The sequence below is a fragment of the Chryseobacterium flavum genome (assembly GCF_003385595.1).
In the GTDB taxonomy this organism is placed as follows: Bacteria; Bacteroidota; Bacteroidia; order Flavobacteriales; family Weeksellaceae; genus Chryseobacterium; species Chryseobacterium flavum.
Map to the genome: position 1 here is coordinate 42,666 of NZ_QNUE01000003.1, position 25,123 is coordinate 67,788.

The 25,123-nt window shown below is 36.4% G+C and carries 25 protein-coding genes; 15 read left to right on the plus strand and 10 right to left on the minus strand.

Annotation, left to right across the window (positions count from 1 at the left end; all coding sequences use genetic code 11):
- Positions 1 to 6: 6 nt before the first annotated feature.
- The 7 genes from DRF59_RS04090 to DRF59_RS04120 are packed head-to-tail and all read left to right on the plus strand — an operon-like array spanning position 7 to position 4,629.
- On the plus strand, positions 7 to 762 hold the full coding sequence (locus DRF59_RS04090) for a polysaccharide deacetylase family protein (protein WP_115957095.1): 756 nt from the start codon (positions 7 to 9) through the stop codon (positions 760 to 762).
- On the plus strand, positions 755 to 1,381 hold the full coding sequence (locus tag DRF59_RS04095; protein ID WP_115957097.1) for a LolA family protein: 627 nt from the start codon (positions 755 to 757) through the stop codon (positions 1,379 to 1,381). Before DRF59_RS04090 ends, DRF59_RS04095 begins: the two co-directional genes overlap by 8 nt.
- Complete coding sequence (locus DRF59_RS04100) at positions 1,347 to 1,982, plus strand: hypothetical protein (RefSeq protein WP_115957099.1); 636 nt, start codon at positions 1,347 to 1,349, stop codon at positions 1,980 to 1,982. The genes DRF59_RS04095 and DRF59_RS04100 overlap by 35 nt, the downstream gene beginning before the upstream one ends.
- Before the next feature lie 6 nt (positions 1,983 to 1,988).
- The gene (locus tag DRF59_RS04105; protein WP_115957101.1) at positions 1,989 to 2,594 is read left to right on the plus strand and encodes an outer membrane beta-barrel protein; all 606 of its coding nucleotides are present in this window, start codon (positions 1,989 to 1,991) and stop codon (positions 2,592 to 2,594) included.
- A gap of 4 nt (positions 2,595 to 2,598) precedes the next feature.
- Positions 2,599 to 2,979 (plus strand): 3-hydroxyacyl-ACP dehydratase, encoded by a 381-nt coding sequence (locus tag DRF59_RS04110; protein ID WP_115957103.1) that lies wholly within the window; start codon positions 2,599 to 2,601, stop codon positions 2,977 to 2,979.
- Positions 2,976 to 3,452, plus strand: a complete 477-nt coding sequence (locus DRF59_RS04115) for a hypothetical protein (protein WP_115957105.1) — start codon at positions 2,976 to 2,978, stop codon at positions 3,450 to 3,452. The genes DRF59_RS04110 and DRF59_RS04115 overlap by 4 nt, the downstream gene beginning before the upstream one ends.
- 4 nt (positions 3,453 to 3,456) lie before the next feature.
- Positions 3,457 to 4,629 carry a DUF2062 domain-containing protein gene (locus DRF59_RS04120; protein ID WP_115957107.1) on the plus strand — a complete coding sequence of 391 codons (1,173 nt, stop codon included), beginning with the start codon at positions 3,457 to 3,459 and terminating at the stop codon, positions 4,627 to 4,629.
- Here DRF59_RS04120 and DRF59_RS04125 read toward each other — a convergent pair.
- The 7 genes from DRF59_RS04125 to DRF59_RS04155 all read right to left on the minus strand — a co-directional run bounded on the left by DRF59_RS04125 (position 4,626) and on the right by DRF59_RS04155 (position 12,899).
- A complete protein-coding gene (locus tag DRF59_RS04125) occupies positions 4,626 to 6,314 on the minus strand; it encodes a C45 family autoproteolytic acyltransferase/hydolase (protein ID WP_115957109.1) in 1,689 nt (562 codons plus the stop codon). The genes DRF59_RS04120 and DRF59_RS04125 overlap by 4 nt on opposite strands.
- Before the next feature lie 10 nt (positions 6,315 to 6,324).
- Positions 6,325 to 7,842: a phytoene desaturase family protein gene (locus DRF59_RS04130; protein ID WP_115957111.1), complete on the minus strand. Its 1,518-nt coding sequence runs from the start codon at positions 7,840 to 7,842 to the stop codon at positions 6,325 to 6,327.
- Positions 7,843 to 8,038: 196 nt separating this feature from the next.
- Positions 8,039 to 8,923 carry an LpxL/LpxP family acyltransferase gene (locus DRF59_RS04135; protein ID WP_115957113.1) on the minus strand — a complete coding sequence of 295 codons (885 nt, stop codon included), beginning with the start codon at positions 8,921 to 8,923 and terminating at the stop codon, positions 8,039 to 8,041.
- Between the two features lie 99 nt (positions 8,924 to 9,022).
- Positions 9,023 to 9,277, minus strand: coding sequence for an acyl carrier protein (locus DRF59_RS04140; RefSeq protein WP_115957625.1), 255 nt, complete (start codon positions 9,275 to 9,277; stop codon positions 9,023 to 9,025).
- Between the two features lie 4 nt (positions 9,278 to 9,281).
- Positions 9,282 to 10,502, minus strand: a complete 1,221-nt coding sequence (locus DRF59_RS04145; RefSeq protein WP_115957115.1) for a beta-ketoacyl-[acyl-carrier-protein] synthase family protein — start codon at positions 10,500 to 10,502, stop codon at positions 9,282 to 9,284.
- A gap of 72 nt (positions 10,503 to 10,574) precedes the next feature.
- The gene (gene fabG / locus DRF59_RS04150) at positions 10,575 to 11,306 is read right to left on the minus strand and encodes a 3-oxoacyl-ACP reductase FabG (RefSeq protein WP_115957116.1); all 732 of its coding nucleotides are present in this window, start codon (positions 11,304 to 11,306) and stop codon (positions 10,575 to 10,577) included.
- A 72-nt stretch (positions 11,307 to 11,378) separates the two neighbouring features.
- Positions 11,379 to 12,899 carry an HAL/PAL/TAL family ammonia-lyase gene (locus DRF59_RS04155; protein WP_115957118.1) on the minus strand — a complete coding sequence of 507 codons (1,521 nt, stop codon included), beginning with the start codon at positions 12,897 to 12,899 and terminating at the stop codon, positions 11,379 to 11,381.
- Positions 12,900 to 12,997: 98 nt separating this feature from the next.
- Here DRF59_RS04155 and DRF59_RS04160 point away from each other — a divergent pair, with 98 nt between their 5' ends.
- Positions 12,998 to 14,251, plus strand: coding sequence for an NAD(P)/FAD-dependent oxidoreductase (locus DRF59_RS04160; RefSeq protein ID WP_115957120.1), 1,254 nt, complete (start codon positions 12,998 to 13,000; stop codon positions 14,249 to 14,251).
- A gap of 33 nt (positions 14,252 to 14,284) precedes the next feature.
- On the opposite strand, the gene DRF59_RS04165 is transcribed toward DRF59_RS04160, so the two are convergent.
- The 3 genes from DRF59_RS04165 to DRF59_RS04175 form a co-directional block, all read right to left on the minus strand.
- Entirely contained in the window at positions 14,285 to 14,890 is a 606-nt protein-coding gene (locus DRF59_RS04165; protein ID WP_115957122.1) for a hypothetical protein, read from the minus strand.
- Positions 14,891 to 14,951: 61 nt separating this feature from the next.
- Positions 14,952 to 16,244 carry a phenylacetate--CoA ligase family protein gene (locus DRF59_RS04170; RefSeq protein WP_115957124.1) on the minus strand — a complete coding sequence of 431 codons (1,293 nt, stop codon included), beginning with the start codon at positions 16,242 to 16,244 and terminating at the stop codon, positions 14,952 to 14,954.
- A 90-nt stretch (positions 16,245 to 16,334) separates the two neighbouring features.
- Entirely contained in the window at positions 16,335 to 18,023 is a 1,689-nt protein-coding gene (locus tag DRF59_RS04175; protein WP_115957126.1) for a M23 family metallopeptidase, read from the minus strand.
- A gap of 332 nt (positions 18,024 to 18,355) precedes the next feature.
- On the opposite strand from DRF59_RS04175, the gene ileS reads away from it, so the two are divergent.
- The 7 genes from ileS to trpS all read left to right on the plus strand — a co-directional run bounded on the left by ileS (position 18,356) and on the right by trpS (position 25,117).
- Positions 18,356 to 21,751: an isoleucine--tRNA ligase gene (gene ileS / locus DRF59_RS04185; RefSeq protein WP_115957130.1), complete on the plus strand. Its 3,396-nt coding sequence runs from the start codon at positions 18,356 to 18,358 to the stop codon at positions 21,749 to 21,751.
- Positions 21,752 to 21,809: 58 nt separating this feature from the next.
- Positions 21,810 to 22,190: a TraR/DksA family transcriptional regulator gene (locus DRF59_RS04190; protein WP_002983772.1), complete on the plus strand. Its 381-nt coding sequence runs from the start codon at positions 21,810 to 21,812 to the stop codon at positions 22,188 to 22,190.
- 78 nt (positions 22,191 to 22,268) lie between these two features.
- Positions 22,269 to 22,514, plus strand: coding sequence for a DUF6576 domain-containing protein (locus tag DRF59_RS04195; protein ID WP_115957132.1), 246 nt, complete (start codon positions 22,269 to 22,271; stop codon positions 22,512 to 22,514).
- A 16-nt stretch (positions 22,515 to 22,530) separates the two neighbouring features.
- Complete coding sequence (locus DRF59_RS04200; protein ID WP_115957134.1) at positions 22,531 to 22,722, plus strand: DUF2683 family protein; 192 nt, start codon at positions 22,531 to 22,533, stop codon at positions 22,720 to 22,722.
- Positions 22,722 to 23,360 (plus strand): lipoprotein signal peptidase, encoded by a 639-nt coding sequence (locus DRF59_RS04205; protein WP_115957136.1) that lies wholly within the window; start codon positions 22,722 to 22,724, stop codon positions 23,358 to 23,360. The genes DRF59_RS04200 and DRF59_RS04205 overlap by 1 nt, the downstream gene beginning before the upstream one ends.
- A 10-nt stretch (positions 23,361 to 23,370) precedes the next feature.
- Positions 23,371 to 24,015, plus strand: a complete 645-nt coding sequence (locus tag DRF59_RS04210; RefSeq protein ID WP_115957138.1) for a SanA/YdcF family protein — start codon at positions 23,371 to 23,373, stop codon at positions 24,013 to 24,015.
- Between the two features lie 133 nt (positions 24,016 to 24,148).
- A complete protein-coding gene (gene trpS / locus DRF59_RS04215; protein ID WP_115957140.1) occupies positions 24,149 to 25,117 on the plus strand; it encodes a tryptophan--tRNA ligase in 969 nt (322 codons plus the stop codon).
- The last annotated feature ends 6 nt before the right edge of the window (positions 25,118 to 25,123 follow it).

A 25,123-nucleotide genomic window follows, 5' to 3' on the forward strand; every position in this document is an offset into this window, starting at 1 on the left:
TAAACGATGAAACATTATTTATTCATCCTGTTTTATCTTTTCTGTAATGCTTTTATTTATGCATTTCAGGGAAGTATCTGGGTATATATTTTTTGCTTTATGGCTTTTTCTGCAGTGATCGTTTGGGGATCTTTTGATATAGAACTGGGTTATTTTATCAACAGTATTACCCATAAACGGACAAAAGTTAAAGAAATTGCACTGACTTTTGATGACGGTCCCACAGAATTTACTCCTAAATTTCTGGATCTCTTAAAAGAACATCAGATAAAAGCAAGCTTTTTCTGTATCGGAAAACAGATTGAAAAATATCCTGAAACATTTCAAAGAATTATTTCCGAAGGACATATCATTGGAAATCATACCCTTTCCCATTCAAAATCAACCGGATTTTTATCTGAGTCCAAAATGATCCGGGAAATTGAAAAATGCGATGAAGTGATCGCCCGAATAGGAAACATAAAAACCAGTCTGTACAGGCCGCCTTTTGGAGTGACCAATCCCAACATTGCAAAAGCCCTTAAAAAAACTAATAAGACCAGTATCGGATGGAATGTCCGCTCTTTAGATACGATTATTGATGATGAGAAGAAAATTTACAAAAGAATAACAAATGGAGTAACAAATGGAAGTATAGTTCTCCTTCACGATACTTCAGAAAAAACCTATCGGGTTCTGATAGATTTATTAGTATTTTTGGAAAATAAAAAATACTCAACGTTCACCGTTGACTCAATTATAAATTCAAGGAAAAATGATTAAAAATATTGCTTTGGGAGCATTTTTATTGGTATCAGGGCTTTTTTTCGCTCAAAATACAGCGATGTCCGGAGTTGAAGCAAAAGCATTTGTCACTAAAGTTTCTTCTGATACCAAAGGTTATAAAACGTTACAAAGTGACTTTACCCAAACCAAAAAACTGGACTTTTTAGATAAGAGTATTGTTACCCATGGTAGAATGTCTTTACAAGCACCTAATATGTTAAGCTGGAAATATACCAAACCTTATCAGTACAGTATTGTTTTTAAAAATAATAAGATTTTTATTAATGATCAGGGTAAAAAATCTTCCGTAGATGCAAAGAGCAAAACCTTTGAAAAAATCAATAAGCTTATTGTGGGAAGCTCAAATGGAACAATGTTTAATGATCCTGAATTTACAGTAGCCTATTTCAAAAATGGAAGTTATAATGTTGCCAGATTTATCCCCAAAACAAGCCAGCTGATTAAATATATTAAACAGATCGAACTTTATTTTCCTAAAAACCAATCAACGGTTTCACAGGTTAATATGACTGAAGCTTCCGGAGATACTACAAATATTGTCTTCAAAAACACTAAGATCAATGCCTCGATTCCTGCGTCAGAGTTTAGCCTATAGTTTTCTTTTAATAGGAATTATTTCGTGTAAATCCTACCAGCTAACTGATGTAAAGCCTCTTTCTGGTTCACCACAAACAGTTGAAAATCTTTATTTTTCTTCTAATCAGGATTATGTATATAAATGTCAGATGGATATTTATAAAAATCATATCAGCGGTATTCTGATTATAAAAAAAATTAATGAAACTACTCACCGTGTCGCCATGACCTCGGATTTCGGAAATAAGCTGATTGACTTTGAGATTTCTGATCAGAATTTTAAATTAAACTACGTTCTTCCTGACCTCGACAAAAAGATTGTTGTTAATTTTTTAAGGAATGATTTCCAGCAACTTTTAAAAAGGGAATATCAGGTAAATGATGGTTTTGAAAATAATAAGGACCGGATTTATCTTTCCAGAGTTCACAACAAAAGTTATTATTTATTTTTTGATAAAGAAAACGGGCTTTTAAAACAGATCATTTATACAAAAAACAGGAAAGAAAAGATCGATTTCACTTTTGAAGCAAAAAAGCATATCTTCGCAGACAGTTTAAATCTTCAGCACAAAGATTTCAAGATCAATATAAAACTATTTCAAATAACCGAAACTGAATAACTTAACATGAAACAAGTATTTTTATTTTTTATTGTGCTCATATCAGGCATATCTTTCGCACAGGTAACATTTACACCCGGAATCAGAGCCGGAGCCAATTTTTCACATTTCACAAATGATGAAAACCAAACATTTTATTATCCCGGAGATATGTACTATCCTCAGGCTACAATGGAAGTAGATTTCAAAACAAAAACAGATTTTTACGTTGGTTTTCTCGGAAATATCCGTTTCGCAAAATTTTATGCACTTCAGCCTGAAATTAACTATTCGAGACAAGGAACTAAGGTTGAATCCAATGTTAATAATATAGGAAGTCAGAATGTAACCGTTTCATACCTTGGTATCCAGCTGGTTAATAAGTTTTATTTCAATCAGTTCAATATACACGTGGGACCTACCCTGGACTTTGTTGTTGAAAAAAAGAACATTAATACTGATAACGAAATTGATTTGGGGATCACTGCAGGGTTAGGATACGATATCACTAAAAACTTTGGAGTGGAAGCAAGGGTAAAAAAAGGTTTTGTTCCTGTCTACAGCTTTTATGACAATCATACCAATGTTACTTTCCAGGCCGGCGTCTATTATACCTTTAACATGAAAAAATAAGATCATGCAAACTATTCTTACAGATTTTTACACATTACAATCCTATGAAAAAACAGAAAACGGAAATTATATTGCCTATATCCGTTTGAATAAAGATCATGAGATTTTCAAGGGGCATTTTCCGGGTAATCCTGTGACTCCGGGAGTTTGTATGATGCAGATTGTAAAAGAACTGACGGAAGAGTTTACAGATACAAAATTATTTTTAAGAACAGCGTCTAATGTTAAATTCATGGCCATTATCAATCCTTTTGAAACTCCGGATCTGAAGCTTCAGCTGGACATTGATAACAACGGGGAAGATATTAAAGTAAAAAATACTACATCTTTTGGCGAGACTATTGCATTAAAAATGTCAGTAAGCTATAAAAAATTGACATTATGAAACTTATACTATCATTTGTAGCAGCATTCATGTTTTTCTTTCAGTCTGACCTGGAGACCCTGAGAAACAGCTATGCCAATGCCAACGATTCAAGTACAAATACACGGAACTTTATTGATACTGCAGCAAAGCAATCCGGATCTGACCCTGTAACATTAGGGTATAAGGCTGCGGCAAAGATTATGGAAGCGAAGGTCTCCAAAAACAATAGAAAATCGCTGGTGAAAACCGGAGCAACAAGCCTTGAAAGTATTATTAAAAGCAATCCGAATAACGCAGAGCTCCGCCTTATCCGCTTAAGTGTACAGGAAAACATCCCAAAAATTGTTGGATACAGAGGAAGCCTCAAAGATGATAAAGCTTTTATTTTAAATAATTACAGCAAACAGAATACAGCATTAAAAAACTATATAAAAAAGTTTGCTATGCAGTCCAAAACAATTACTGCAACAGAAAAAGCCACTTTAAAATAGAATCATGTCCCTTGATGAAGTACAAAATGCAATCTCTGAAAAGAAAATCTGCATTTTAATCCCTACTTATAATAATGAAAAGACCCTAAAAAGGGTTATCGACGGTGTTTTGCATTATACCGGCAACATTATTATTGTCAATGATGGATCTACTGATTCTACAGCCCATATTATAGCGCAATATCCTCAGATTACAACAATTAGTCTATCTGAGAACAAAGGAAAAGGCAATGCATTAAAAACCGGATTCAGAAAAGCAAAAGAACAAGGCTATGACTATGCAATAACAATTGATTCGGACGGACAGCATTATCCTGATGATATTCCTGTATTTGTCAACGCATTACTTTTTGAAAAAGAAGACGTACTTTTAATTGGAAACAGGAATATGTCTCAGGACGGTATTCCCAAAAAAAGCAGCTTTGGAAACCGCTTTTCCAATTTCTGGTTTTGGTTTGAAACCGGAATAAAGCTGAAAGACACCCAATCGGGTTACAGGCTTTATCCTTTACATAAAATTCCGCAGAAATACTTCACCCCTAAATTTGAATTTGAAATTGAGATTATTGTCAGGACGGCATGGAGACATGTTCCGGTAAAAAATGTTCCGGTAAAGGTTTTGTATGATCCTGCAGAACGGGTATCTCACTTCAGGCCATTCAAAGATTTCACGAGGATCAGTATTCTGAATACAATTCTGGTGATTATTACCCTTTTTTATATTATTCCGAGAAACTTCGTGAATAACTTCAAAAAAAAAAGCTTTAAAAGATTCATACAGGAGGATGTCCTGGAAAGTGATGGAAGCAACCGTATAAAGGCATTTTCCATTGCATTGGGAGTTTTTATTGGATTATCTCCTTTCTGGGGATTTCAAACACTTCTTGTAATAAGCTTATCAGTACTTTTTAAATTGAATAAGGTTCTAGCATTTGTTGCTTCCAATGTCAGCCTCCCTCCATTTATTCCTTTTATTATTGCAGCTTCTTTATTTTTAGGCGCTCCATTTGTTCATGGAGACAGCAATATTATGGATCAGGACCTGAATTTTGAACTGATTAAGAATAATCTTCTACAATATGTGATAGGAAGTATGATATTAAGTACTACTCTATCTGCACTTTCAGGAATAGCAGCTTTTCTTTTCCTTAATAAACTAAGTCCTGAAAATAATTAGTAATTAATTTTTCTTTTCGATCTCTTCAGGTATTTTTCGATCTCTCTCTTATCCGGAAGGGTCGTAATTTCCTTTGTTAGTGCTTTTTCAAACTCGGTTTTAGCCTTTTCATATTCTTTTCTTGAAAAATGATATCGTCCGGTTATATAATATACTTTCCAGAAATCGGGATTCAAATTTGTATAATGAGTAAGAAATTCATCTGTAAGCACATCTGTGTTATGGATCGTTTCATTAATCTTTATTGTGGACTGCCTGTATTCCTCATAATTTCTAAATTCCTGAGAATTTGCAAAACCGTCTTCCGGGATATTCAGTTCTGATCTGGAAAGGTCATTGTTTTTCCTGTCTTCATCAGTAAATATCCTGTTCAGATCATAGCACACAAACTCTCCCAGCTGGTAGGGGCCTGAAGATACCCACGCCAGTTTTTTCTGAGGAGAAAATATAACAGCATGATGGGCCAGAAGCTGATTTAGTGCTTTCTCATTTCCATAACCGATTTTTTGAGACTTTAAGCCGGAACGGTCTCTCAGAATAGCAGCTATTTTCTCGGGATTTAATTTTATATTCTTCTGCAGAAGTTCCTTCAGTTTTTCATAGCGGTATTCTGAATGACTTTCTTCGATTTGCTTTTGATTTCTGGCATCATCTTTATAAGCTTCAGACTGAAAGTGATTCGTACAAATAATTCTACTCGTATTCTCCACCCTGTAAACTCCAAAATTTTTAGGTGATACTTCAATAAGGACTGCATTTTTATCAGCAGCACTTCCTACAAGAATAGATTCTGATACAAATACGTTTCTCTTCCGGGCTATAGCAATTGCTTCTTCAATATTCTTTGCATATTGTAAAATCTCCCGTGTTACCAGGGAAATTGGCGTTTTAGCCGTCAGAGGAATTTTAGATTTTCCTGCGTTAATGGTTACAGTTATCCCTTCTTTATTCATCCCGGAAACAACTCCTATCATCCCGGGCCAGCTTACTGACATATAAGGAATGCCACTTTCGGGCTTAACAAACTCAACCAATTTATTTTTTGCAAAATCATCTCCTACATAAAAATCAAAGTTTCTTCCTATCAGAAGGTCTCCGTCTTCCGTATTTTCGTTCCATACCGCCAGTGAAGAACAGCCAACCATGGCAAGATCCTGTAATGCATGTCCTATATCATGTGCTCCATGTAAATAAAGACTTCGCAGGTATTTTGAAGCAATAAAATTATACCGGTCAGATGAGTATCTTGACAAACCGTACAGCTCAGCCTGATAATCTTCTCTTACATTGAGATACATTTTCCGGTTATACCATTTCAGAAATCCTCTTAATATCCTTTGCTTAAATTTTGATGGAACAAACCCTTCTACTTTAGAAAAAAAAATTTCTTCCTGCTTCTGCATCAGATATTGAGTAAGTGCACCATTATTATATCCCAGCTGCAAAGGATTTCCCTGGATATAAAGTTCCCACAATTGCTGCTTATTTTTAGTCAGAAAATTCTGTTTATAACTGAATGTTGTATCATTGAACTGATGAACGGTGGGAATTTCCAATGAATATTGCCTGATGTCAGGAAGATGGTGTACAGATTTTGAGGTGCCGCATGAAATAAGAATCACCACTGAAAAAAGGCACAGCAAAAGTCTGTTGTAGGCACCTGAATTGGTATTAGTTTTTTTCACGTTATCTTTATTAAGTTGCTTCCTTCAAGCGGTTATCAATTATTTCTTTTCCCAGGATCTCTGCACAGGTATTAAAAGCACCAATTGTTACCCCCAGGATTCCATGCATATTTACAGATTGTCCTGTCAGAAACAGATTTTCAATCTTAGTACGGGGAGAAACCATTGTTTTAAGTGGATTTTCTGAACTTTTCATGTACCCATACATATTTCCCTCAAAGCTTCCTATATAATCCCGGTATGAAAGCGGTGAAGAGGTATATATAGTCTTAATCGCATGTCTTATACCCGGAACTTTTTTCTCCAGGGCATCAAGCATTTTTTCGGTTTTTTGCAATTTAAATCTTTCATACTCCTCTCCTCTTTCATGCTCAGCAGCCACTGTATTAAAGGTTTTTTCCCATTTTCTTACTTCTTCAAAATCCATATAGGAAATAATGGTAAGACTTTCTGCAAATTCCGGATGCTGTTTCGACGGCGTACAGGAAAGCATATAAGTTTCCGGCCAGGCTTCCTCCTGATAGCGGCACGCATTCCAAACCAGATCTTCTGATGCATAATGATATAGATTATAATTGAAATTGGGAAGGACCTGGGGTTTCAGAACCAGATAAACACTAAAACAGGAAGAAACAGGCTTCCAACTCATCACTCTGTTTAAAAATGACTTTTTCAGCCGTTCCTCTCCAATCAGTTTAACGGTTGACCGGATTTCAATATTGGATATAAATTGCCTGGCAAAATATTCTTTTCCGGAGGTTGTTTTTACAGAACACAGCATATTATTTTCATTAAAAATAAATTCTGTGACTTCTGCATGTTTATGTATTTCTGCTCCATATTTTCTTAGTTTTCTAATCAGCAGCTTTGAAATCTGGCTACCTCCTTTCACACATTTATAGGCACTTTGAATATAAGAATTAACAGTCAGGGCATGAACATAAAAAGGAATGTTTTCAGAATCACCGGCATATAGAAAATTAGACCCTAACAGAACTGCCTGAAGCTTTTTATTTTGCGTAACTGATTCTATAAATCTTTTGGTATTGAGATGCAGGATTTCCTCATTATAGTATTCCTTTCCAATTACATTATACCTAGGAAACTGGCTGCAGACATATTGAATTTCTTCACAATAATTCTCCAGATTTTCTTTTTCATCGGGGAAATATTCGGAAAGCCGTTCAACAAAATTCCGGTATCCCTGTGCATGGGGATATTCTATTCCTTCCCCACCAAAAGAAATTCTGTCAAATCCATCTTCATCCATTTTCTGTAGCTGAAGTTCATCCATGATTTCAAGATAGGAAAAGAAACGGTTCAGGTTTTGTCCTTTGGAAAGCCCGCCGAGATAATGAACTCCCGTATCGAAAATAAGTTTGTCACGTGAAAAAGTCTGCAGATTTCCACCGTATTGGCTATTCTTCTCCAATACGCAGACTTTCAGTCCTTCTTTTGCTAAAACAAGAGCCGAAACAAGACCTCCCAATCCGCTACCGATTACAAGTATGTCATATTCTTTCTTCAAGTAAATGTGCTTTATTTAGAGACAGAGATCCAAAAGTAGTTTATCCAGAATTTAAACATTTAATTGTCATGCTGTAAACATCTTATTCAGTTGCTGACGGAATGGCAAACTCTATGGATATAAACGGATGAATCAAATTTTAATCCCGATCTGATGGTTTTTAGTTTTGTTAGTTTTCAGGGTAAAAATAGAAAAATTAATCAATATCATCCCAAAAATCGAAATAATTAAACCATTGAAGCGGATATTTTCTGATCATAGCTTCAAGATTCTGAACATATGACTTTAACAGTCCCTGGGAATCCCGGTTCTTAATATTCCGGGCTAATCTTGCATACAGATGATAATGAAGATTATCTTCCTTCATCACATAAACATATACTACCGGTACTCCAAGCCTGGAAGCTATAAGAAATGGTCCGGCGGGGAACTTGGCATTTTTACCAAGCAGTTCCGTCTCAAGAAATTTCGAGCCTTCAAAATAACGATCCCCGGTAAAACAGATCAACTCATTATTTGACAGGGCCTGATTGATCTCAAAAATATGCGACATATCGTCTTTGACGTAAATGAATTTTATATTGCTCTTTTTTACAGCGATACTTTCCAGGTATTCTTTGATCACTGTAACCTCCTGATCTGTTGTAATCAGGTTAATCTGGCAGTCAAAATCAATGTCTGCAAAAAAATGCTCTGCAATTTCAAAATTACCAATATGAGCACTGATCAGAACACCTCCTTTTTTTTGTTCCAAAAGACTTCTAAGGTTTTCAATACCATCAAATTCATAGGTATATTTCTCTCTTAGCCCGGCAGAAATTGCCGTTTTATCAATCAAAACCTTTCCAAAAGTAAAATAGCTTTTAAAAATAGAGGCTTTAGCCTTCCAATATCCATACTTAAGCCTTTTCCGGAAATAATAGAGAATATACTGGTTGCTTTTTTTTTGGAACAGAACGTAATAAGCAGCAACAAAATAAAGAACAAAATATGAACTCCTGATCCCGATATTTCTAATACACCAAACGAATATCCTGTATCCCAATACCGTTCCTTTAGATTTACCTTTCCACTTGTTCATAAATACAATTTACTAATATAATGTACCAATGTAACAATATCTTTGAGTATACTCTATTATTACACCGGTACATTTTAAGGAAACATAGCTATTTAACAGCTATGCGTTTTTTTCAGCGATCTTATTTTCAATCGTTGTGTAGAAATCATTAAATGTAACCATTTTTTTGAAGTCAGCTTCTCCTAACTTCACTCCGAAATTAGATTCGATAACCACAACCATATCAATATAATCCAGACTATCTAAACCCAATGTATTTTTAAGGTTGGCTTCATTGCTGATCTCTTCCCCGTCCACTTCAAATTCATTTACAAGAAAATCATTAACAATCGCCACGATTTTATCCCTTTCCATGTTTTTAATCAAATTTTTTAACTATTAAGGCAGAATTGGTTCCCCCAAAACCAAAAGAATTCGACAAAAATACATCAATTTTTTGATTTTTTGTTTTTGAGATCAGATTTATCTTTTTTGCTTCATTATCAGGATTTTCCAGATTAATATTGGGGGCAACAAAGTTATTCTGCATCATCAGGATAGAATAAATAACTTCACTCGCGCCTGCCATCCAGCACTCATGTCCGGTCATTGATTTGGTAGAACTTACCGGTACCTCTCCTCCAAAAATTTCATAAATAGCCTTTGCTTCGTTAGCATCTCCAATAGGAGTAGAAGTTGCGTGGGCATTGATATAATCAATATCTTCAGGTTTCAATCCGGATTGTTTTAAAGCACGGTCCATTGCCAAAGCCGGACCATCCACATTGGGTGTTGAAATATGTCCTCCGTTCGAAGAAAAACCATAGCCGATGATTTCAGCAATAATCGGGACACCTCTTCTCCGGGCAGACTCCAGGCTCTCAACAATTAATGTTGCTGCCCCTCCGCTGGGAATCAGTCCATCCCTTTCCGTATCAAAAGGCCTTGAGGCTTTTGTTGGTTCTTCTTCTCTTGCTGAAAAAACACCAAGACCATCAAAACTGGCCATCGAATATTTATTTGTTTCCTGAGCCCCTCCACAAATGATCATATCCTGAAAGCCGTTCTTAATCATCATATAGGCAAGTCCTAAAGAATGCGATCCACTGGCACAGGCCGCACTGATCGTCAGATTGATACCTTTCAGTTTGAAAATTGTGGAAAGGTTCATCGTCACGGTTGAATTCATTGATTTGAAGATCGCTCCGGATCCCATCAACGTTGTATCTTTCTTTTCCCTTGCAATATCAATAGATTCCACGACTGCCTGGGAAACACTGTCATTACCATATAAAATTCCTACTTCATGAGTATCTAAAAAAGCCTCATCTAGATTCGCCTGTTTTAAAGCATCAATAGTAGCAAGATAAGCATATTCACTTTCTTCACCCATGCTTACGCGCTGGCGTCTGTTTAACAGGTGTTTTAAATCCGGTTTGGGAACCACTCCCGTAAGACCCGATCTGAAACCAAACTCTTTTCTTTCCCTGTCTAAAACAATACCGGATTTTCCTTGATATAGGGATTCCCTGACTTCGTCCAAAGAAGTCCCGATGCAGGAATAAATTCCCATTCCGGTAATTACAACCCTATTTTCCATTTGTATGCACTAAATTTAGAAATATATCAGTCTTGCAATGTAACAATATCATATTGAAGTATGCCCTAAACATTATGAATAAATTCCACCGTTAATATTAATCACTTCTCCTGTTATGTATGAAGCCTTCTTAGAAGCTAAAAATACGACAAGATCAGCAACCTCATCCGCTTCTCCAAATCTGTTGGCAGGAATCATTGCCTTTAGTTCATCCTCATTAATATCCTGTGTCATATCTGTTTTAATAAACCCCGGAGCTACTGCATTTACTGTAATATTTCTTTTAGCGACTTCCTGTGCAAGAGCTTTTGTAGCCCCTACCAAAGCTCCTTTCGCTGCAGAATAATTCGTCTGTCCTGCTGTTCCTTTTACTCCGGAAACGGAAACCATATTAATAATCCTTCCGTATTTATTGCGAAGCAGTTTCTGAATAAAGAAATTGGTAACATTAAAGAAGCCATTTAAACTTGTATTGATCACACTGTTCCAGTCTTCCTGCGGCATCCACATAAATAATCCGTCTTTTGTGATGCCGGCATTATTTACAATTACTTCTACTATTGCCGAAGGATTATTTTCCTGCCATGCTGTAAGGATTTCTGATGTTTCTGCTGCATTTCCTACATCAAATTTAAGAATTTCTCCAGTAGCACCAAGCTCCTTTACTTTGTCCAAGGTCTCTTTTGCAGCTTCTTCATTTGCTGTATAATTAATCAGTATATGATAGTTTTTCTCTTCTGCCAGTTTTATACAGATTGCTCTGCCTATCCCCCTGGAGCCTCCTGTTATGATTGCACATTTCATGCGTTAGTGTTTATTTTCGTTTTTAGTTTTTTTATTAGCTGTTATTTAAAGACAATTAATCACCTTCAGCAATTACATGGTCTTTAAATATTTCTTTACCTCCTCTAAATACGGATACATCACCATATCATCCGAGAAAGCAGGAATGATTTTTCTGATCTCATCATAAAGCTCTTTTGTAGAAGATGAGACCTTATCCTGAAAATCAAGGTATTCAATAGCCTGAACAATAGTAATAGCCTCTATTGACAATACTTCAAATGCATTTTCAATAACCTTTCTGCAGATCACCGCCGCGTTTGTCCCCATACTCACAATATCCTGATTATCATTATTATTAGGAATACTGTGAACATACATTGAATTGGACAACATCTGGCTTTCTGCTGTTGTAGAAGTAGCCGTAAACTGTACCCCCTGCATCCCGAAATTAAAACCTAATTTACCTAAATTTACAAAAGGAGGCAAAATTTCATTGATTTTGGCATTTAAAAGATAGTTTAATTGTCTCTCAGCCAGCATAGTTAGCTTTGTTACCACAATTTTCAGTTTATCCATTTCCAAAGAAATGTAATCACCATGAAAATTTCCTCCGTGATATACATGCTGGTCCTCAACATTAATAATCGGATTATCATTTGCAGAATTGATCTCATTTTCAAGAACTTTCTCGGTATATTCCAATGTATCCAGTACAGGTCCTAATATCTGAGGAACACATCTTAAAGAATAATATTCCTGAACTTTTTCTTTAAATACCTTTTCCTGTTCTTCAAAATGCGTATACAGATGGTCTGCTCTTTTCCTGATAAGTTTGCTGTCCGCTAAATGTGCTCTCATTCTTTCAGCAACTTTCTGCTGTCCATAATGCTTCTTTGTCCCGTTTAAAGATTCCGACAAATGATCATCATAAGCCTGAACAATTTCATTGATCGCGCAGGAAAGCTTAATTGAAATATCCGTTAATTGTGCTGCTTTATAAGCATTTACAATACCGATTCCGGACATAACGGAAGTACCGTTCATTAAAGCAAGTCCTTCGCGGATCTCTACCTGTATAGGCTCCAGTCCCTCTATCTCAAAAACAGCTTTTGTAGCTTTTCTTTCTCCCTTATAGAATACTTCACCTTCACCAATCAGCACCAGGGCCAGATGGGCCAGCTGAACCAGGTCACCACTTGCTCCCACTCCGCCATGTTCAAAAATTAGTGGTATTATATCTCTATTGATCAGCTCCTGTAAAAGATAAATGACAGATTCATGTACCCCTGAGTGTCCTAATGACAAGGTATTCAGCCGTGCCAGCATACATGCCTTAACTTCCTGTTCCGGCAATGGAGCCCCTATTCCTGAGGAGTGACTTCTTATCAGGTTATACTGAAGCTGATGGGTGTCTTCATCACTGATTTTGAATTGTGCCATCGGCCCAAAACCTGTATTCACCCCATATATTACTTTATTTTTTGAAAATTCTTTTAAAAACTGAAAACTTGCATTCACTCTTGATAAAAGTGATCCATCCAGTTCTATTTTTTCATTCTCAATAATAATTTTTTGAAAGTCTTTCAGTTCTAAAAAGTTATTTATTTTCATTAATCAAAAGTAATAGTTGATAATTTTGTAAAATATTAATTATTTGTCACTAATTTTGCGGCAAAGATAGAAGTTATTATTAAAATAAAAAATCAAAGATGAGCAAAGAATTTGTTGACGTTCTTGTAATCGGAGCCGGTCCTTCCGGATGCGTATCTTCTTCATACCTAAAGAAGAATAATGTCAACGTAAAAGTAGTCGAAAAGACCAAATTCCCCAGGCTGGTAGTTGGAGAAAGCTTAATTCCACGGGTAATGGACCACTTTGATGAAGCCGGGCTTTTTCCTGCGTTAGACAAAATGGGCTTTGAAAAAAAGCTGGGTGCACGCTTCCTTCGCGGAGATGAAGTCTGCATTTTTGATTTCAGCGATAAATTCGGAGAAGGATGGGATTGGACCTGGCAGGTTCCAAGAGCTGATTTTGATAATACACTTGCTCAGGAAGTCATTAATAAAGGAATTGATCTGGAATTCGAAACCGAAGTCATTGACATCAGATTTAATGGCACAGATTCTATTACTACAGTAAGAAACAGGAATGGAGAAACAAAAGATATCCATGCTAAATTTGTAATTGATTCCAGTGGTTACGGAAGGGTTTTACCTCGCCTTCTGGATTTGGAAAAGCCATCCAAACTGTCTCCCCATTCTGCTATTTTTTCTCATGTAAAGGATATTAACAGGGAGCCGGGAGAAGAAGGAACATTAATATCTTTCGATATTATTGAAACAGAAGTATGGCTTTGGGTAATCCCTTTTTCCAATGGGAATACAAGCCTGGGAATAGTAGGACCCACTGATTATATTGATAAACTGGCTGAAAATGGTAACACTGCCGAGGCTTTAAAAAAAGCCATCTCCCTTTCAGATTATTATGTAAAACGTTTTGGCGGAGTGGATTTCCTTTTTGAGCCAAGACATCTGAAAGACTATTCCTGCTCCGTAAAAAGTTTGTTCGGAGACGGATTTGCTTTAACAGGAAATGCCTCTGAGTTCCTGGATCCTGTTTTTTCGTCGGGAATGGCATTTGCAACAGAATCAGGAATGCTTGCTGCAAAGCTGGCTTTAAGACAGCTGAACGGCGAAAAAATCAACTGGCAGACTGAGTATACAGATTATATCTTATATGGAGTAGATGTTTTTACTACCTATGTAAAAGAATGGTATACCGGAAATCTTCAGGAGCTTTTTTTCCATCAGCCCGAAAATCCGGACGTTAAGAAAAAGATCTGTGCCGTTCTCGCAGGTTACGTGTGGAATAAAGATAATCCTTTTGTGAAAAAACATGATACAGTTATCAAAAATCTTGCAAATCTCATCAAACTGGAAAAACAGGAACAACAAAATCAATAATAAAAGAGCGGTCTGAATCAGACCGCTCTTTTATTATTTCAAGGCTTCTTTTACTTTCTTACCCAGGTCCTTACCTGTTTTTTTAAAGGAAGCAGCAATTCTCCCATACTCCATATACAGTTCTGCACTTGAGCCATTACCCTGAACTTCAGAAGATTCAAGATGTAAGACAACATGAGAAGGATTGTCTGTTTCTATAAATTTTAAATCTGTGGTAAGCTTTGCCGGCTGAATCAGCATTCCTCCGTGCCATCCCGGATAAATCCATTTGGTATCCACAATAAGTGTATACTTTGATGCAATTCCTTTATTAAGCTTTATTTTTTTTGATTTCTCATTAAATCCTGTAATAACCTTTTCAGCATAAATATTTTCTTTGTGATTATTCCATTCACTAATCCATTTGTCCCAATCCTGCTGTGTTTTCTTCGGGTTTCCCAAAACTTCTTTTTTTCTCTTTTCCAGATATTGTTCTTCACTCATGTTTTCCACATAAAAAAGAACATGGTCACTTTTAACTTCTGTGTTGACCTCAGCCTGATCTTTTAAAAAATCAAAATTCCCTGAAATGATTTTCATCCCCTGAGAAAAGGCAAATGATGAGATTGCTATAAACAGCAGCAATGTCAGCTTTTTCATAAATTATTAGTTTTATTAATATTAAAGTGTAAATATATGTAAATCTCTTTGCCTTACCCGGCTACCTGAGATCAATAAAGGTCACAGGCTTTCTGCTGTTTGGATTGAATACAGTTTTAGACAGAACCTCAAAATCTACCAGTTCTATTTTAGGGCTTACTCTCAGTTTTGCACGAAAATGATCCCTTACTTCATTCACAAAATTTCCATGATCTTCATCTGTACTTAATTTGATAATAATTTCATCAAGCCCGATCTCATTAGACTGAATAACAATCTGATAACAAAGAATATTATTAAAGTCATTCAGGATATCATTCATTGCCGGTGGATACAGTGTAGTTCCCTTATACTTGATCATCTGCTGTTTTCTTCCGATTACAGGCCCCAGCCTCATGGTTTTTCTTCCGCATCTGCATGGTTCGGAATGTGCTTTTACAATATCTCCCGTTTTGAATCTTAACAAAGGAATTGCTTCCACGCCTAAAGTAGTAATGGTAAGCTCTCCACTTTCACCTTCTTCTACAGGATTTTCATTATCATCAAGAATTTCGGTGATGATCAGTTCCGGATGATGATGCCCTCCAATCTGAAATTCACATTCTGTAAAGGCAGTGCTCATCTCCGTAGAAGCATAGGTAGAAAAAAGTTTAATATTCCATTTCTCTTTGATTTTCTGCGAAAGAATATTATCACTAAAATCCTGATTCTTAATACTCTCCCCTATACACACAGCGCCATAGACGCTTGAGCTCTTATAATCGAGGCCATGTTTCTCCGCATAGTCAATCATTTTTAACAGAAAAGAAGGAACAGTAATCAAATATTTCGGTTTGTACCTGAAAATGGAATCCCATTGCAATTCAGGAATACCTGGTCCCATTCTCACCACGCTTGCTCCCATTTTTCTTAACCCCAGAAAATAAGCCAGGCCTGCCATAAAACGTTTGTCTATAGTCGTAATCATCTGGACCACATCTCCCTTCCTGATCCCTGCACAGGCAAAGGAGATCGCTTCATTATAGGCAAGTCTCTCCAGATCATGGTCTGACAACCCAAAAGTTACAGGATCGCCTAACGTCCCTGATGTGGTACTATAGTCTACAATCCTTTCCGGCGGAATGCAGAAAAAATCATGATTGTATTGCTGAAGATCATTCTTTGTGGTGGTAGGTATCTTCTGAAGGTCTTCCAACGTGCAGATTTCCTGTAATTTAAGATTACTTTCCCTGAACAACTTTTGATAAAAAGGTGAATTACTCTCAAGATAGATCAATAGCTCCCGAAGTTTTTTTTCCTGAAACTGTTTGATTTCCTGTATACTCGATTTTTCAATTGAAGGATAGAATTCCAATGATTTTAATTTTAAAGCAAATGTATTAAATTGTACAGTGTTTTTGGAGTAAAATGTATCAATGATTTTTAATCATTAATCAGAGTTTATTTATCTGTAAAATATTAAGGTTTGGGTATTGATATTTCCCGCAGTATTAACAGTAGTTACGTTGAGTGTATGTTTCCCTGATCCTTTCGGACATCTTTCGTCAAAAACATAGATAAAATAATCTTTTGAACGGGCAAAACGTACCCATTTCCCATCAAGCTCAGCCCTAAATGAAACAATATCTCCCACTTCCGTATATCCTTTCAGACGGAGAGAAGCAGTATTAATTTCTGATTCATTTTTCCATTCTGTAATAACTAATGGCAGACTGGTATCCAATATCAGCCTGACATTCCCGAGCCTTTTGAATTTTCCTTCTGCCCGGTCATCATCCCAGGTAACTTTTACTGCCTCTTTATCACTGCCGTAATCAAGCAGCATAACCACTTTATTTTTCTCTTCTTTGGTTAATTTTCGGTCCGGTCTTATTTTTAACGTATAATTATCATGAACCGGAACGTAGGTATTATGCAAAAAAATGGTATTGGAAATTGCATTTTCAGCAGCCTCAGGCTTCTCATACAGATTAAAGTTAACAGCATCATACACCGAATTCTTATCAAAAGTAATTTCAGAATTTTCTGTCGTTATCGTTTTAGTTTCTCCTGCTTTTACTGTTTTACCGGTTGACGAAATTCCAGCTTCTGTTTTATTCAGCTGAACTTTTGTTGTTAGCCTGCCTATATTCCCGTTTACGTCTTTTAAAACAATTTCGATATTATGAAGTTGTTCATCCTGAAGATTAATGATTCCGGATAATCCGGGCTGACTATATCCCTGCAACTGCATACCCGGTAAGGCAGACAAATGCTGAATGCTCATTTTATCCCTGATAAATTTCGTATAATCTATGCAGCCATTCTGATACCGGGTATCATCATAACTTATTTTGTCAATAGAAAAACGATAGATCAGCTGTCCATCCATAAGTAATTCAGCCTGATAAATACCCAGATTAAACCCCTTATTGGCTTTGTCTACAGCTTTAATCCCAAAACTGATTACCGGAGAGTTCACCCTGACCACATTCGTAGTATAGACACTCCCCGCTTTTTTGACAGAAATACTATTCGCTCCAGGCTCATAAGTACTGAAACGTCTGTCATACCAATACAGTCCGCTGATCACAGGAGATACAGAATCGGGAATGACAAATCCAAAAAGAAGCGGATTAATACATTCTTCGGTTTTGGTATCCCGTATTTCAAAATGTAAATGAGGTCCTGCCGAACCTCCTGTATTTCCGCTTAAAGCAATCAACTGCCCTTTTTTCACAGGAAACTGACCGGGTGAAAAGGCAATATCCTGTTCCCACTTTTCTTCTTTATACTGCCTTTCTTTAACATATTCATCAAGCTCGTCAAAGTATTTGTTTAAATGGGCATATACTGTTGTATATCCATTAGGATGAGAGATATAAACTGCATTTCCAAATCCGTAGCGCTCAATTTTCACCCTGCTTACATAACCATCCGCAGATGCAACAACCGGCAGATTTTCCTGACTATTGGTCCTTAAATCCAGTCCCATATGAAAATGATTGGCCCGCACCGCACCAAAATTGGCAGCAAGCTGCATAGGAATATTTAATGGGTTCCGGAAATAATTTTTCGGGTAATCATTTTGTGCCTGTGCAATGCCACTGCTGACAAGGAAGACAAACAGCACCAGTCTACAAAAGTTTTTCATACAGCATTTGGGTTTATTTTATTTAAATATACGAAATTTCATGATCAGCAGCTATCTGTTCTTTCTGTCCAGGATCATTAAACAAAATTATTAATATAAATAGCAGAAAGTCACTTATAATTCTATTGAAAATAAAGCTGTAGAATCTGCATAAAAAGACTTTAGTAATGCCCTTTTTAATTAATCTCTGTTCATTTTTAGCTATTAGTTTCATTTATATTTCTGAAATTGAACTTTTTAATAGATATTACTTCATTAAAACATATATTATAAACCGACAAAAATCACTAAATTTGCAGACTTAATTAATCAACGATATTGAGATATTTACAATGAGCCAATTTAAAGAATACAAAAACCTCAACCTTATTGACGTAGCAGAAAATGTAGCGGAATTTTGGAAACAAAATAAAACTTTCAATAAGAGTGTTGAGATTCGTCAGGGAAATCCTGAGTTTGTTTTTTATGAAGGTCCGCCTTCAGCAAACGGTATGCCTGGAATTCACCACGTAATGGCAAGAGCATTGAAAGATATTTTCTGCCGTTACCAGACACAAAACGGAAAGCAGGTTTTCCGTAAAGCAGGCTGGGATACGCATGGTCTTCCTGTGGAACTGGGTGTAGAAAAAGAATTAGGAATCACGAAAGAAGATATTGGCAAAAAAATCTCTATTGAAGACTATAACAAAGCTTGTCGTGAAGCAGTAATGCGTTATACCGACGTATGGAATAACCTTACGGAGAAGATCGGATATTGGGTAGACCTTGATGATCCGTATATCACGTACAAGTCAAAATATATGGAAACGGTTTGGTGGTTATTGAAGCAATTGTATGATAAAAACTTATTGTACAAAGGATACACCATCCAGCCTTACTCTCCAAAAGCGGGAACAGGACTTTCTTCTCACGAGCTTAACCAGCCCGGAACATATCGTGATGTTTCGGATACTACAGTTGTGGCTCAGTTTAAAGTAAAAAAAGACTCTTCAGCATTGTTCAACGATGTTGACGGGGATGTTCATATCCTTGCATGGACGACAACTCCGTGGACACTTCCATCCAATACTGCTCTTACTGTAGGGAGAGATATTGAATATGTTTTGGTTAAAACCTTCAATCAGTATACATTTGAACCGGTAACAGTTGTGTTATCCAGTGTTCTTTTACCTAAAGTTTTCGGTAAAAAATACACAGAAGGAACAGATGAAGATTTTGCCAGCTATACTCCGGAAACTAAAGTAATTCCTTTCAGGATATTAAAAGAATTTACAGGAGAAAAGCTTGTTGATACCAGATATGAGCAACTGGTGCCTTGGTTTACACCCAATGATAATCCCGAGAATGCATTCAGAGTAATCCTTGGTGATTTCGTAACGACAGAGGACGGTACAGGTATTGTTCACACGGCCCCTACTTTCGGTGCTGATGATGCGAGAGTTGCTAAAATGGCCCAGCCTGAAGTTCCTCCAATGTTGGTAAAAGATGAAAATGACAATCTTGTACCATTGGTAGATTTACAGGGTAGATTTATCAAAGGAGAAAATGTACCCGAGATATTTTCTGGAAAATATATCAAAAACGAATATTACGATGAAGGAACTGCTCCTGAAAAATCATGGGATGTAGAATTGGCAATCCTGTTGAAAACAGAAAACAAGGCCTTCAAAGTAGAGAAATATGTCCACTCTTATCCACACTGCTGGAGAACAGACAAACCGGTATTATATTATCCGCTGGATTCATGGTTTGTGAAAATGACCGCTGTAAAAGACAGACTGGTTAATTTGAACAAAGAGATCAACTGGAAACCGAAAGCTACCGGAGAAGGACGTTTTGCAAACTGGCTGGAAAATGTAAACGACTGGAATCTTTCCCGTTCAAGATATTGGGGTATTCCACTGCCGATCTGGAGAACCGATGACCTGAAAGAAGAAAAGATTATAGGTTCTGTAGAGGAATTATACAATGAAATTGAGAAATCAATTGCAGCAGGACTGATGACTGAAAATCCGTTCAAAGGTTTCATCATCGGAAATATGGCAGAGTCCAACTATGAACTTGTGGATCTTCATAAAAATGTAGTAGACAAAGTAGTATTGGTTTCTGATTCAGGGAAAGCAATGAGTCGTGAAAGTGATCTGATTGACGTTTGGTTCGATTCAGGTTCAATGCCTTATGCACAATTACATTATCCTTTCGAAAACAAAGAATTAATTGATAACAATAAAGCATTCCCTGCTGATTTTATCGCAGAAGGAGTAGACCAGACCCGTGGATGGTTCTATACCCTTCACGCAATCGGAACGGCTGTTTTTGATTCTGTTGCTTACAAAAATGTAATGAGTAACGGTCTTGTTCTGGATAAGAACGGGCAAAAGATGTCAAAACGTTTAGGAAATGCTGTAGACCCATTCGAAACACTTGCTGTATACGGACCGGATGCTACACGCTGGTATATGATCTCCAATGCAAACCCATGGGAAAACCTGAAGTTTGATATTGAAGGAATCGACGAAGTAAGAAGAAAATTCTTCGGAACACTTTACAATACATATTCATTCTTTGCTCTATATGCGAATGTGGATGGATTCAACTATTCAGAGAAAGAAGTGGAAAACCGTCCTGAAATTGACAGATGGATCCTTTCCGAGCTGAATCTCCTGATCAAAGAAGTAAAAGCATTCTATGAAGACTATGAGCCTACAAGAGTAGCAAGAGCGATCAGCACTTTTGTGAATGACAACCTGAGCAACTGGTATGTAAGATTATGCAGAAGACGTTTCTGGAAAGGAGAATATTCTGATGACAAGATCTCTGCTTATCAGACTTTATATACTTGTCTTGAAGTAGTTGCTAAATTATCGGCTCCTATTGCTCCGTTCTTTATGGATCAATTGTATCAGGATTTAAATAAAGTAACAGGAAAAGAAAACTGTGAATCTGTACACCTTACAGATTTCCCGGTTGCTGATGAAAGCCTGATCGACCAGGATCTGGTTGAAAAAACGCATTTAGCCCAGAATATTACAAGTATGGTTTTCTCTCTGAGAAAGAAAGAAAATGTAAAAGTTCGTCAGCCGTTACAAAAAGTATTGGTTCCTGTGTTGGATTCTAAAACAGAAGAACAGATTCTTGCGGTTGCTGATCTTATCAAGCAGGAAGTAAATGTAAAAGAATTACAGCTGATCAATGCCGAAGAAGCATCTCACTTAATTGTAAAACAGATAAAACCTAACTTCAAAGCGCTGGGTCCTAAATTAGGAAAAGACATGAAGGTGGTAGGTGCCGAGATTGCTAATCTTACCACAGAGCAGATTGCCGTTCTTGAGAAAGAAGGAAAACTTGATATTCAGGGCTATGAGATCACCCTTGAAGATGTGGAAATTTCCACAAAAGATATTCCGGGATGGACTGTTACTTCTGATGGAAAAACGACTGTGGCATTAGATTTGACGTTAACAGATGAATTAAAATCTGAAGGAATCGCAAGAGAATTCATTAACAGGATTCAGAATCTGCGAAAAGATAAGAATTTTGAGCTGACAGACAGAATTAATATCTTCATTGAAGAAGATTCACCGTTTATTGAAGATGTTAAGAAAAATGAGGAATATATTTCTTCGGAAGTCTTGTCAAATAAAATAGAAATTGTATCTTCACTTTCAAATTTTAACGAAATCGAAATAGATGAGGTTAATTTTAAGATAAATGTCGAAAAAAATTAACATGTAGTTATTGTATTTCAAATTCCATTTCATAATTTTATTAAAAAAGAGAAAGAATATGTCAGACGAAAGAGTTAGATACAGCGATGCTGATTTACAGGAATTTAAAGCGATCATTAAAGAAAAAATAGAAAAAGCAGAAAAAGATCTTCAGCTCATAAGAGAAAGTTTTATCAACGACCAGAATAATGGTACAGATGACACATCTCCTACATTCAAAGCTTTTGAAGAAGGAGCAGAAACATTAAGCAAAGAGCAGAATTCTATTTTAGCAGGAAGACAGGAAAAATTCGTGCGTGATCTTAAAAATGCGTTAATCAGAATTGAAAACAAAACGTATGGTGTCTGCAGAGTAACAGGAAAATTAATTCCTAAGGAAAGACTTTTAGCTGTTCCTCATGCCACATTGAGCATCGAAGCGAAAAACATGCAGAAATAACCGTAAGGTTTGTAAAATAATATTGGGTTTATATCGTATTTACGGATACTTTATAAACCTAATTTTTAATGTATACCCATGAGCGAATTATTGATTTTAGCAATTATCATCGCAGTAGTCTTATTGTTTTTTAACAGGCAATGGATCAAAAGTAAAGCCTTTCCGGACAAGCAAAAAAACTACACCATTGATGATAAGTTTAATTCTGACAAACGTGAACGGGAGAAAGAAATCGACAGACTTCTGAATAAGATGGGCAAAAACGGAGTCAATGACTTGTCTGCAAAAGACAGAAAAAGACTTGATGAATTGTCCAGAATGTAAAAATTAAATATAAGAAATGGAATCTATCATAGTACATCCTAAAAATTCTATGGAGCTTAGTGCGCTGAAAAGTGTGTTAAAAGAAATGAACATTAAATTTGAAAAGGCCCATGTTAAAAGTTCGTTTAACGGGCAGAAAGTAATCAAGAAAGCAAGCGATAATAAAAATGTAAAAGCGGCAAAACCGTCAAAACCTAAGGGACAATAATGAAAAAGATTTTAGCTATCACATTTTTGGTATTGTTGATTGACCAGGCTTCAAAAATTTATATTAAAACCCATTTCAATCTGGACGATAGTGTTTCCGTATTTCCAGGTTTTAAATTAACATTTGTTGAAAACCCGGGAATGGCATACGGACTCCATTTCGGAGGCATCATCGGAAAATACTTTCTGGTTATCCTTAGACTTTTCCTGATCGGCGGAATGGTGTATATGTTTAAGAAATGGCTAAAGGAAGGAGCATCCAATTATCTTTTAATCCCAATGTCTATTATTTTTGCCGGCGCTATCGGAAACATTATTGATGGAATGTTTTACGGAATGATATTCGACAGCGGAACAGTTTATGACCAAAGTATTGACCGATGGATCGGCTATGGCGGAATTTCCAAGTTTACACCTTTCGGACAGGGATATTCTACCTTTATGAAAGGTTGTGTGGTAGACATGCTTCACTTTCCGCTGGTAGACTGGAATGTTCCTGAAAATGTTCCATTGATCGGAGGAAAGCATATTGAGTTTTTCAAATATATTTTCAATGTTGCGGACTCTGCAATTACCGTGGGAGCTATCCTGTTGTTAATATTCAGAAAAAAAGCTTTTCCAAACGGTCTTGAGTTCTAGAAATACCTGGATGAGAAAAATAATCAAAAATATTTTTAAATTTTTCCTGCTTCTTCTTGTTGCAGGAATTATTTTTATAGCCTGGGCAAATTACAATATCAAAAAAGAAAGTGAATCTTTTATTTCCTACGATATTGCAGATGTACCGCAAGCTAAAGTTGCTTTACTTCTCGGGACAGGAAAAACATTAAACAACGGAATGCCAAATGCCTATTTTTACAATAGGATTCAAGCTGCATCAGAACTCTATAAAAGCGGGAAAATAAAGTACATTATCGTAAGTGGTGATAACAGTTCCAAAGACTACAATGAACCGGAAGACATGCAAATCGCCTTAATACAGAATGGTATCCCGCGGGATAAGATCATCATGGACCATGCCGGATTCAGAACACTGGATTCCGTCATAAGGGCGAGAGATATCTTCGGCCAAACGAAACTGATTATTATTTCACAAAAGTTCCATAATGAAAGGGCTGTTTTTCTTGCTAAAAAAAATCATATGGAAGCTTTTGGATTTAATGCAGCAGACGTTAACAAGTATGCAGGCATTAAAACTAATATCAGGGAGTACTTTGCAAAGGCCAAAGTATATTGGGATCTTCTTTTCGGAGTAAAACCAAAATTTGGAGGAGAAAAAATTATGGTTCCGTAAAATTTCCACGGGATTCATAAACTCCCGGTGAATCTAATATAAAACCTGATTCTAATTGTTTTAATCTTTTTATTCGTTATTCCCTCCAAACCTTGTAAATTTGCATTCATTAATTTTTAAAATATTTTAACAAATGTCAAGAATTCTTACCGGCATTCAAGCCACCGGGACTCCCCATCTTGGAAATCTTCTTGGGGCAATTATTCCTGCTATTGAATTATCCAAGCAGGAAGGAAATGAATCATTTTTATTTATTGCGAATCTTCATACGCTTACCCAGATTAAAGATGCGCAGACTTTAAGACAGAATACCTACGAGATTGCTGCGGCTTGGCTTGCTTGTGGACTAGATACCGAAAAAACATTCTTTTACAGACAGAGTGACATCCCTGAAACCTGTGAATTATCTTGGCATTTATCATGTTTTTTCCCTTATCAAAGATTAACATTAGCTCATTCTTTTAAGGATAAAGCAGACCGGCTGCATGATGTGAACGCAGGACTCTTCACTTATCCTATTTTGATGGCTGCAGATATTTTATTATATGATGCAGAGATTGTTCCGGTAGGAAAAGATCAGCTGCAACACCTGGAATTTGCAAGAGATGTCGCATCAAGATTCAATAATCAGATGGGAGAAATTCTGGTGCTTCCACAATCAGAGCTTCAGGAAGATACAAAATACGTTCCGGGAACAGATGGTCATAAAATGTCAAAATCAAGAGGAAATATTATCAATATTTTTCTACCGGAAAAGGAATTGAAAAAACAGGTTATGAGTATTGAAACTGATTCTAAATCTCTGGAAGAGCCTAAAGATCCTGAAACTGACAAGGTTTTTGCCATTTATCAATTGATTGCGACACCAGAACAGACTGAAGAATTAAGGGCTAAATATCTTGCAGGAAACTTTGGATACGGACATGCTAAAAAAGAATTGCTGGATCTTATCCTTACACGTTTTACCAAAGAAAGAGAAACCTTTGCTTATTATATGAACAATCTGGATGAGCTGGAAGCAAAATTACAGCAAGGAGCGGAAAAAACCAGACCGATTGCCTTGGAAACTCTTAAAAGAGTGCGGGCAAGTTTAGGATTTTAATGCTTA